Origin of the sequence: Xanthomonas sp. LMG 12461, assembly GCF_009192935.1 — a bacterium.
Lineage (GTDB): Bacteria > Pseudomonadota > Gammaproteobacteria > Xanthomonadales > Xanthomonadaceae > Xanthomonas_A > Xanthomonas_A sontii.
This window is the reverse complement of sequence record NZ_NQYT01000037.1, coordinates 53,477-63,801: the sequence shown is the minus strand read 5'-3', so window position 1 is coordinate 63,801 and position 10,325 is coordinate 53,477. Positions and strand designations below refer to the sequence as shown.

General features: G+C 68.0%; 10 protein-coding genes. 6 read left to right on the top strand and 4 right to left on the bottom strand.

What is annotated here, in order from left to right; all coding sequences use genetic code 11:
* Nucleotides 1-500, bottom strand: a 500-nt coding sequence (locus CEK68_RS10675) for a Mur ligase domain-containing protein (protein WP_226977840.1), incomplete at its 3' end; no start/stop codon positions are given.
* A gap of 551 nt (nt 501-1,051) precedes the next feature.
* Nucleotides 1,052-1,615, bottom strand: a complete 564-nt coding sequence (locus tag CEK68_RS10670) for an adenylate kinase (RefSeq protein WP_010343370.1) — start codon at nt 1,613-1,615, stop codon at nt 1,052-1,054.
* A 145-nt stretch (nt 1,616-1,760) separates the two neighbouring features.
* On the opposite strand from CEK68_RS10670, the gene CEK68_RS10665 reads away from it, so the two are divergent.
* Both CEK68_RS10665 and CEK68_RS10660 read left to right on the top strand, forming a co-directional pair.
* The gene (locus tag CEK68_RS10665) at nt 1,761-3,017 is read left to right on the top strand and encodes a 6-phosphofructokinase (RefSeq protein ID WP_152239342.1); all 1,257 of its coding nucleotides are present in this window, start codon (nt 1,761-1,763) and stop codon (nt 3,015-3,017) included.
* Between the two features lie 192 nt (nt 3,018-3,209).
* Nucleotides 3,210-3,473 carry a DUF6434 domain-containing protein gene (locus CEK68_RS10660; protein WP_152239341.1) on the top strand — a complete coding sequence of 88 codons (264 nt, stop codon included), beginning with the start codon at nt 3,210-3,212 and terminating at the stop codon, nt 3,471-3,473.
* Between the two features lie 243 nt (nt 3,474-3,716).
* Here CEK68_RS10660 and CEK68_RS10655 read toward each other — a convergent pair whose 3' ends face one another.
* Entirely contained in the window at nt 3,717-4,256 is a 540-nt protein-coding gene (locus CEK68_RS10655; RefSeq protein ID WP_152239340.1) for a hypothetical protein, read from the bottom strand.
* A gap of 257 nt (nt 4,257-4,513) precedes the next feature.
* Here CEK68_RS10655 and CEK68_RS10650 point away from each other — a divergent pair, with 257 nt between their 5' ends.
* Complete coding sequence (locus tag CEK68_RS10650; protein ID WP_152239339.1) at nt 4,514-6,541, top strand: sodium-translocating pyrophosphatase; 2,028 nt, start codon at nt 4,514-4,516, stop codon at nt 6,539-6,541.
* Between the two features lie 56 nt (nt 6,542-6,597).
* Here CEK68_RS10650 and CEK68_RS10645 read toward each other — a convergent pair whose 3' ends face one another.
* The gene (locus tag CEK68_RS10645; RefSeq protein WP_152239338.1) at nt 6,598-7,095 is read right to left on the bottom strand and encodes a hypothetical protein; all 498 of its coding nucleotides are present in this window, start codon (nt 7,093-7,095) and stop codon (nt 6,598-6,600) included.
* A gap of 198 nt (nt 7,096-7,293) precedes the next feature.
* Here CEK68_RS10645 and ppa point away from each other — a divergent pair, with 198 nt between their 5' ends.
* From ppa to CEK68_RS10630, 3 genes are all read left to right on the top strand, one after another.
* Nucleotides 7,294-7,827 (top strand): inorganic diphosphatase, encoded by a 534-nt coding sequence (gene ppa, locus CEK68_RS10640; protein ID WP_017917485.1) that lies wholly within the window; start codon nt 7,294-7,296, stop codon nt 7,825-7,827.
* Nucleotides 7,828-7,985: 158 nt separating this feature from the next.
* The gene (locus CEK68_RS10635) at nt 7,986-9,101 is read left to right on the top strand and encodes an HDOD domain-containing protein (RefSeq protein ID WP_152239337.1); all 1,116 of its coding nucleotides are present in this window, start codon (nt 7,986-7,988) and stop codon (nt 9,099-9,101) included.
* Nucleotides 9,102-9,748: 647 nt separating this feature from the next.
* A complete protein-coding gene (locus CEK68_RS10630; protein ID WP_152239336.1) occupies nt 9,749-10,189 on the top strand; it encodes a hypothetical protein in 441 nt (146 codons plus the stop codon).
* Nucleotides 10,190-10,325 lie beyond the last annotated feature (136 nt).

The following is a 10,325-nucleotide window of genomic DNA, read 5'->3' as shown; positions in this document are numbered from 1 at the left end:
GGGAGAAGGTGGCGCGCAGCGCCGGATGAGGGTTCGGCGACCGGCAACCCCAGCCGCGCGGACACGCCGAAGTCCTCGGCCACTCCGCCGATCAGAAAGCCCGGCTCGCGCCCGGCGGCCTGCAGCAGCCAGGTCAGGATGCTGGTGGTGGTGGTCTTGCCGTGGGTGCCGGCCACGGCCAGGGTGTCGCGCCCCGGCAGCACCTGTTCGCTCAACCATTGCGCACCCGAGGTGTAGGCGCGCCCGGCGTCGAGCACCGCCTCCACCGCCGCGTTGCCGCGCGACAGCGCGTTGCCGACGATCACCTGGTCGCAGTCCGCGGCGATGTGCTCGGGCAGGTAGCCCTGCTTCAGCGCGATGCCAAGGTGTTCCAGCTGTGTGGACATCGGCGGGTAGATCGCCTGGTCGCTGCCCTCGACCGCATGGCCGAGTTCGCGCGCCAGCGCGGCGACACCGCCCATGAACGTACCGGCGATGCCGAGAATATGGATCTTGCTCATGGCCGGATTGTCGCCGATCCCCCGGCGCACGCAAACCGGCGCAGGTGCGGCCGTTGGCCGTGGCAGGCAGGCCGTGGGACCGATCCGGGGCAATCGCGGCGCGGCGCCGTCAAGTAGGGAATCCCCCACATCCGCTGAGGAAAGTCCCCGATAGGAAAGTCGGGAGCCGACGCCGAAAATGAACGGGCCAGCCTCGACACCCTGTGGTTCTACTCCCCAAGAGACCATCCCCAAGGGAGCTCATGTCGTGGGGCTCTGAGCAAGCCCGTTCGCTGGCACCTTCTTTCCCCGATCCCGGCCCTCCATTGGCAGGCGGGATGCGCGCCCACGGTGGCTACTCGCTGTGCGCAGCGCAGCAGGACATGTCCTTACGTCGCTTTAGCGCCGCAGGAGCGGCTTCAGCCGCGACGGGCCTTAGCAGGTATGCGTGTCGCGGCGGAAACCGCTCGTACGGGCGGGCGTTGCGCGTGGTGACGGGAGGCGCACCGCCACCGGTACGGCGCCGTCTGCACGACCGGCACCCGCGGCGGGCGCCGGCGTGCCGTGCCGCCTCAGCGGCCGATCGCCGCCAGGATGCGGGCGAGCACCTCGTCCAGCGAGCCGACGCCATCGACCCGCGCCAGCGTGCCGCGCTTGTCGTAGAAGCCGATCACCGGCGCGGTCGAATCGGTGTAGACCTGCAGGCGCTTGCGCACCGACTCGGGATTGTCGTCCTCGCGGCCTTCGGCCTTGGCGCGGCCGGCGATGCGCTCGACCAGCAGTTCGTTGGCCACGTCCAGCTGCACCACCGCGTCCAGCGGCTGGCCGAGCTTGGCCAGCAGTTCGTCCAGCGCGCCGGCCTGGGCCAGGTTGCGCGGGTAGCCGTCGAGGATGAAGCCGTTGCGCACGTCGTCGCGGCCGAGGCGCGATTCGAGCATGCCGAGCAGGATGTCGTCGGAGACCAGGTCGCCGCGCGCCATCACTTCCTTGGCCTGCACGCCCAGCGGGGTGCCGGCGGCGACTTCGGCGCGCAGCAGATCGCCGGTGGAAATGTGCGGGATCTGCAGCTTGTCCTTCAGGCGGGCCGCCTGCGTGCCCTTGCCCGATCCGGGCGGTCCCAACAGAACCAATCGCATCAACCTGACTCCTCGAGGAAAGTACCGTGCGCGGCCGGCGGCGTTAGACTCGGGGGCCACGCCTGCGCTGCACCGCTAGAGCCCCAGCTTACCGCATCCAGGCAATGTCCCGGCAATGTCCCCACCCCAGGAGCGAACCCCGACCATGGCCCAAGGCACCCTGCTGTACGCCCAGTCCGGCGGCGTCACCGCCGTCATCAACGCCAGCGCCGCCGCCGTCATCGGCGAAGCGCGGGCGCGCAAGGTCAAGGTGCTGGCCGCGCGCAACGGCATCCTCGGCGCGCTGCGCGAGGACCTGATCGACACCTCCAAGGAGTCGGCGGCGGCGATCGCCGCGCTGGCCCATACGCCCGGCGGCGCGTTCGGCTCGTGCCGCTACAAGCTCAAGTCGCTGGAGGCCGACCGCGCCAAGTACGAGCGCCTGCTGCAGGTACTGCAGGCGCACGACGTGCGCTACTTCCTCTACAACGGCGGCAACGATTCGGCCGACACCGCGTGGAAGGTCTCGCAGCTGGCGCAGGCGTTCGGCTACCCGCTGCACTGCATCGGCGTGCCCAAGACCATCGACAACGACCTGGCGGTCACCGACACCTGCCCGGGCTTCGGCTCGGCGGCCAAGTACACCGCGGTGTCGGTGCGCGAGGCGGCGCTGGACGTGGCGGCGATGGCCGAAACCTCGACCAAGGTATTTGTCTACGAGGCCATGGGCCGCCATGCCGGCTGGCTGGCCGCCGCCGCCGGCCTGGCCGCGCAATCGCCGGACGACGCGCCGCAGATCATCCTGTTCCCCGAACGCGCCTACGACGAGGCCGCCTTCCTGGCGCAGGTGCGCAAGGTGGTGGACAAGGTCGGCTGGTGCGTGGTGGTGGCCAGCGAAGGCATCCAGACCGCCGACGGCCGCTTCGTCGCCGATGCCGGCGGCGGCACCGATGCGTTCGGACACAGCCAGCTCGGCGGCGTGGCGTCCTACCTGGCCGGCAAGGTCAAGGCCGAACTTGGCTACAAGGTGCACTGGACCCTGCCCGACTACCTGCAGCGTTCGGCCCGCCACCTGGCTTCGCGCACCGACTGGGAGCAGGCGCAGGCGGTCGGCAAGGCCGCGGTGCAGTTCGCGCTGAAGGGCATGAACGCGGTGATGCCGGCGATCGTGCGCAGCAGCGATGTGCCGTACCGCTGGAAGATCGAGGCGGCGCCACTGCACAAGGTCGCCAACCACGAGAAGAAGATGCCCGCCGGTTTCCTGCGCAAGGACGGCTTCGGCATCACCGACAAGGCGCGCCGCTATCTCCAGCCGCTGATCCGCGGCGAGGCGCCGCTGCCCTACGGCACGGACGGCCTGCCCAAGTACGTGGCACTGAAGAACGTGGCGGTGAAGAAGAAGCTGCCGGCCTGGGAGGGCTGACAGCGCGGGCGCCCAATCGGCATGACGTCATCGGCGCATGCCGTCGCGCGCGGGATGTCGCCGTTGGCGCCAGCCTCTGCAGGCGCTGCGCCGGACCGATCGGGGGATCGCGACAGGACGCTGCAGGGATCCTGACGCATCCACCACGGATGTCGGATTGCCTGCAGCTTGAGAGAAGACGAGGCCACCAGGATGCGCGACACGCACGAAGACCCAAGCAGCGCGTCCGGCCACATGCGCTTCGATTGGCACAGCGACCCCATCACCCGTGCGACGCCGGTGGACGAGCACTATCGCAACACGCAGAACGTGCGCCGCTTCCTCGTGACCATGTGCGGCGACGGCTTCGCGTTCGACCGCGCGTTCATGGCCTGGATCAGGAATGGCGTCGCCAAGACCATGGGCGACGTCGCCGACGAATGGCAGCGACGGCACACCGGCAACGTGCCGACCTGAGGCTCCGCGCACGCCGCATGCGACGGATCGGCAACGGTCAAGAACTGCGACAGCAACGCAAAGCGCAAAGCCGCCAAGCCTGTCCTGGATCCTGCTTTACGCAGGCATCCAGGGATCGCATGCGCCGTGCCTGTGCGGCCTGACGACAGCCACATCACCGTCGCGCATACGTACCGCCGATCGCAGCCGCCCTGCCTGCGCGATGCAGGCGTGACGGCCGAGGCGGCTCGACAATCCTCCCGCTCAGCGGCAGGCCTTGCCCTCCACCGTCATCTGCGCGGTGAACTGCGGCACCTGCGGGACCTTGCCGGCGGCCGCCTGCTGCTTGGCCTCTTCCAGATAGATCCGCGACTGGCCCTGGCCATCGCGCTCGGTGTTCAGCGCCACCGGCTTGCGCCACACCCGCACCACCGCCTGCTGCGACGGACAGGCGGCGCTGGGCACGCGGATCAGATCGTTGAACTTCCAGCCGGTGGCCTCGCTGGGCCTGGCCTGGTCGAACTCGACCAACCTGGCGCGCGGCTGGCAGGTCGGGCTGCTGCGCACCGCGGAGAAGCGGTAGGGCTGCGCCGCATCGCCGGTGTACTCGCCCTCGAAGCGCACGCAGGCCTCGGGGATCTGGCGGATGGTATGCACCACGCCCACCGCCTGCGGCGCGCTGGCCGGGCGCTGCAGTTCCGGGGTCGGGTCGGCGGCTGCAGCGGCCAGCGGCGCCAGCGCACACAGGCCGAGGGCCACGATCGAGGCGCGTGCGCGCAGCCTTGGGGAAATCGTCGATTGCATCGGAGGGCTCCTGGGAAGCGATGCGCCACGCTGCCACGCACAGACTGAACCGCACGCCAAAAGTGAGACGCCCTGCCTGGTCGCTGGCGGCATCACGGAGGCAGGCGCATACTCGCCCACGTTCAGGCCAGATGACATTGCGATACGCACCAGCGGCGCGCGTTGTGGCCGCGGAGTCGTTGCATGCTTCAGCTCCTACGGTGTGATCCCCCGGTATGTCCAGCGCTTGGGCGCCATCCACATCCTTGGGAGGGGTCATGCTGGAACGATATGCGGTCACCGTGGCACTGGCGTGCGCGGCTCTGGCGGTGCTCTACGGCATCGTCTCCACGCGCTGGATCCTGGCGCAGCCCGCCGGCAACGAACGCATGCGGCAGATCGCCGATGCGATCCAGGAAGGCGCCCGCGCCTACCTCAACCGCCAGTACCTGACCATCGCCATCGCCGGCGCGGTCCTGCTGGTGCTGGTCGGGGTGTTCCTGAGCTGGTACACCGCCGGCGGCTTCGCGATCGGCGCGGTGCTGTCCGGGGTCGCCGGCTACATCGGCATGAACCTGTCGGTGCGCGCCAACGTGCGTACCGCCGAAGCGGCGCGGCGCGGGCTGGCGCCGGCGATGGCGGTCGCGTTCCGCGGCGGCGCGATCACCGGGATGCTGGTGGTCGGGCTGGGCCTGATCGGCGTGGCCGGCTACTACGGCCTGCTGCAATGGCTGGGACACAGCGTCGGCGACAGCCTGCATGCGCTGGTCGGCCTGGCCTTCGGCAGTTCGCTGATCTCGATCTTCGCGCGCCTGGGCGGTGGCATCTTCACCAAGGGCGCCGACGTCGGCGCGGACCTGGTCGGCAAGGTCGAGGCCGGCATTCCCGAGGACGACCCGCGCAACCCGGCGGTGATCGCCGACAACGTCGGCGACAACGTCGGCGACTGCGCCGGCATGGCCGCCGACCTGTTCGAGACCTATGCGGTCACGGTGATCGCAACGATGCTGCTGGGCGGGCTGATGGCCGCCGAGGCGGGGCGCAACGCGGTGCTGTATCCGCTGGTGCTGGGCGGTGTGTCGATCGTCGCCTCGATCGTCGGCACCTTCTTCGTGCGCGTGCGCCCGGGCGGCTCGATCATGGGCGCGCTGTACAAGGGCGTGGTGGTCTCGGCGGTGCTGGCGGCGCTGGCGTTCTGGCCGGTGACCCAGCAACTGATGGGCGACACCGCCGCCGGTGCCGGCAAGCTCTACGGCTGCGCGCTGATCGGCCTGGCGCTGACCGGGCTGATCGTGTGGATCACCGAGTACTACACCGGCACCCAGTACAAGCCGGTGCAGCACGTGGCGCAGGCCTCGACCACCGGCCATGGCACCAACATCATCGCCGGGCTCGGCATCTCGATGAAGTCCACTACGCTGCCGGTGATCGCGGTGTGCGCCGCGATCTGGGGCGCGTTCGCGCTGTCGGGCCTGTACGGCATCGCCATCGCCGCCACCGCGATGCTGTCGATGGCCGGCATGATCGTGGCGCTGGACGCCTACGGCCCGATCACCGACAACGCCGGCGGCATCGCCGAAATGGCGGAACTGCCGCCGGAGGTGCGCGCGGTCACCGACCCGCTGGACGCGGTCGGCAACACCACCAAGGCCGTGACCAAGGGTTATGCGATCGGCTCGGCGGCGCTGGCAGCGCTGGTGCTGTTCGCCGACTACACCCACAACCTGCGCGCCGCGCACCCCACCGAAACCTTCGCCTTCGACCTGTCCGACCACACGGTGATCATCGGCCTGCTGATCGGCGGCCTGATCCCCTACCTGTTCGGCGCGATGGCGATGGAAGCGGTGGGCCGCGCCGCCGGTGCGGTGGTGGAGGAAGTGCGGCGGCAGTTCCGCGAGATCGCCGGCATCATGCAGGGCACCGGCAAGCCGCAGTACGACCGCGCGGTGGACATGCTGACCCGCTCGGCGATCCGCGAGATGATCGTGCCCTCGTTGCTGCCGGTGGCGGTGCCGATCGTGGTCGGCCTGTTGCTGGGCCCGCGCGCGCTCGGCGGCCTGCTGATCGGCACCATCGTCACCGGGCTGTTCGTGGCCATCTCCATGACCACCGGCGGCGGCGCCTGGGACAACGCCAAGAAGTACATCGAGGACGGCCATTTCGGCGGCAAGGGCAGCGAGGCGCACAAGGCCGCGGTGACCGGCGACACCGTCGGCGACCCGTACAAGGACACCGCCGGCCCGGCGATCAATCCGCTGATCAAGATCATCAACATCGTGGCGTTGCTGCTGGTGCCGCTGCTGTAGCCACACGCGCAGCGGGCATCGGCGACATGCCGGCGCCTGCTGCGCGTCCTTTGCCGCTACAGGCAGTCGATCAGGCCGTCGTTGATGCTGTGCTCGCTGTGCGGCAGCGGCGCGAACAGCGGCCGCTCGCCCGACAGCGCCGCATACAGCGCGTGCAGCCGGGTCTGCGGCTGCAGCGGGGTCCGGCAGTGCCATAGCCGCGCATCGACCACGACCCGGCCGGTGCCCGCATCGATACTGGCCTCGCTGGCGCCGAAGCTCCAGATGCACTCCCCGATCACCCCGTCGCGCTGGCGCACCGAGCAGCGATAGCGCAGCGGCCGGTAGTCGCTGTAGTCGCCTTCGCAGAAGGTGTCGCCGCAGAGCTGGTCGAAGTCGTGCGCCAGCCGTTGCTCCAGGTCGGAGAACGCCTCCCAGCCCTCGCCCGGGGCGGGATAGTCCATCGCATCCACGTAGGCCGGTTGCGCCTGCTGCGCCTGTCGCGCCTGCGCACCGCCGCAGGCCAGGACCAGCACCGCCAGCAGCGGCAGCATCGATTGCCGGATTCCGTTCATCGTCTTGCTCCTTGGGTGGGGACAGTGGCCACAGGATCGCCGCCGCCCGATTCCGGCACCATCGGAATGCGCCCCATGCGGGCCGGTATGGAGTCCGAAACCGCTGTAGGAATCCTCCGAACCGCCGTGCGCTGCATTGCAACAGCCAACCGACTAGAATGCCTGCCTCTTTAGAAGCCACTCCACTGGAGCTAGCGCATGGGTCTGGAACTGGTCACCTCCGGCAAGAACCTGCCGGAAGAAATCAACGTCGTCATCGAAATCCCGAAGGATTCCGAGCCGGTCAAGTACGAAGTGGACAAGGCCAGCGGCGCCATCTTCGTCGACCGCATCCTCTCCACCCCCATGCGCTACCCGTGCAACTACGGCTACGTGCCCAACACCCTGTGCGGCGATGGCGACCCGGCCGACGTGCTGGTGGTGCTGCCGCTGCCGCTGGTGCCCGGCTGCGTGGTGCGCTGCCGCCCGGTCGGCGTGCTGAAGATGAGCGACGAGGCCGGCAGCGACGAGAAGATCCTGGCGGTGCCGGTGGCCAAGGTGTTCCAGGGCTATGCGCACATCGAGGACATCACCCAGGTGTCCGGCCACTGGATGGAGCGCATCGGCCACTTCTTCGAGCACTACAAGGATCTGGAGAAGGGCAAGTGGGTCAAGCTCGACGGCTGGGGCAACGCCGAGGAAGCCAAGCGCATCCTGCGCGAGTCCGTGACCCGCTTCGAAGCCGGCGCCTGAGCCGCCGCCACGGCGGGGCGCCGCCGCCCCGCCGTGGCTGATCCGTTTCACGTTTTGCCGTTGCCGGGGCGCCGCCCTTCGGGGTTTGCGGTACATTGCGCCATGGCATCACCGAGCCCGGTCCGTCCGCGATCCGGCTCTTCTTGGGGGACAGACTCTTGCGCATCCTGTTCGTCGGCGACGAAGCCAGCCTTCCGTCCGAAGTCACTGAATACATTCGCGATCTTGGCGACGACTGGCAGGTCCAGAGCGTTGCCGACGGCAATGCCGCGATCGCCGCGGCGGCCACGGTGCGCCTGGATGCGGTGATCGCCGCGCCGACGCTGCCGGACCTGACCACCGCCACCCTGCTCGGCCAGATCCGCACGCTGAGCCCGGAAACCATCCGCATCGCGCTGATCGAGGCCGAACAGAGCAATCGCGCGCCGCCGGCGCGGATCATCGGCGTGGCCCACCGGTTCCTGCCGTTGCCGCTGTCCCCGGAAATGCTGCTGGAGGCGGTCACCAGCCTGGAGGAACTGCAGGAACTGCTGGGCAACCCGCGCCTGCGTTCCAGCATTGGCCGCATCGAGAAGCTGCCTTCGCCGCCGCATCTGTACCTGAGCCTGATGCATGCGCTGGAGCAGGACGAGGGCAGCAACGCCGCCGACCTGGCCAAGCTGGTCTCGGCCGACCCGGCGATCGCGGCCAAGGTGCTGCAGCTGTGCAATTCGGCGTTCTTCTCCAACGGCCGCACCATTTCCGACCTGCGCACCGCCGTGACCCGGCTCGGCACCGCCACCCTGCGCGACCTGGTCCTGGCCAGCGAGGTGTTCTCGGTGCAGGCGCTGTCCAACGCCGAGCGCAACGCGCTGCAGCAGCGCTCGCTGCTGGCGTCCAAGCTGGCCGCGAAGATGCTGCCGGCCTCCAGCGTCGAACTCGGTTCGACCGCGGCGCTGCTGGCCGACATCGGCCTGCTGCTGCCGGGCGTGCGCGACGAGCGCGAGCCGCCCACCGATGCCGACGACATCCGGCCGGGCCACGCCGAAGCCGGTGCCTACCTGCTCGGCCTGTGGGGCCTGCCGATGCCGATCATCGAGGCGGTGGCCTTCCATCGCCAGCCGCAGCGCTCCAGCACCCGCAGCTTCTGGGTCACCGGCGCGGTGCACGTGGCGATGGCACTGGCCAGCGGCTCGGAGATCGACGAGGAGTACCTGGCCAAGACCGGCATGCTCAACAAGCTGCCGAGCTGGCGCGAGCACGCGGAAAATCTGATGGGCCTGACGTCGGCATAGGCCGCTGGGCGCTTGTGCGCCACAGCGCTACCGCGCCTGAGCGACTTGGTCCGACCGCTCGCCAGGCATGGCGAGCGGAAAGGGAGTCCTGCGATCACGCAGCACTGCCAACGCCCACGCGCCTGCGGGCGCACGGCCGGTCAGGCCGCCTCATGCGGCTGCAACGGCGGGACGCCTCCCAGGGGCACCCACCTCTCCGCTCTGCTGGACTACGGGTGTACGAATACGTCCGTGTGCACACACCGTCGCACCGCCCGATTGGCGTGACCTGATCAGCGGATCCGGCCTTCGCGCTTGCTGCCGCAACCGTGCGCACGCCCTGTACCGGACACGCGAGCACAGCACATCCGCGATTCGCCGCGACAGGCTAGATAGTGACGCAAACAGTCATCACCAGGGTGAGCGGCTGAAGCTGGCTTACTTTCCCCCGCCCCTCCTGGCCCTGCCGCATCGGCCAGTGATAATTCCCGACAAGACATTCGAATAGAAGAAGTGACTCGATCAAAGATCAGTGGAAAGTAAGAGCCGCATCCGGAGGCGCCCATCGAAGCTGAACCTCGAAACTCTGGGTAGCGAGCACACCTAGCACCACATGACTATCGAAAACCTGAGTACCCGAGCGCCCGGCATCCATCCTGGAGACCAAATTGAGTTATTCACCCTTGCTCGACACATTGAATTCGGAAAAGGCAAAAGGCTACTCGCAGGAAACAAGACTAGATGGCGCCGCAATCCTCAATCAATACGTCATCAAAAGATTCGACGAGAAATTCCCTGCCTACAAATTTTCAATCGAGCTCTCGAAAATCGACTCAGCCGATGATTGCGGCGACTTTGAAGAACGCCAAGAGCTAGAGGATTTCGACGCTGCAATTTCGTTTTCGAGAACGGCAGGTGTAGACATCAAAGAATTTGGCGCTTTCAAAGACACCAGCCCGATTCAGTCTGCCGGAGGCATCCTGTCCAATGCTAACCTACAGCGATGCCGTCGACATGACTGCGCTGGCAACTGCTTTGCAGCGAGCATCGTTACTGGATTGAGCATACAACTGGAAAACATCCAACCCGCAAACTGCAATGCCGGCTGAGCGCCACCATCGCCTGGGCGGCTCGACGGGATGCAACAACCCGTCATCTACGAATAGCCGCTCGATCAAGTAACGACATGATCCAGCGCAATGCCCAAAAAAAGACGAGCCTTGCGGCCCGTCTTCTTTGTTGCTC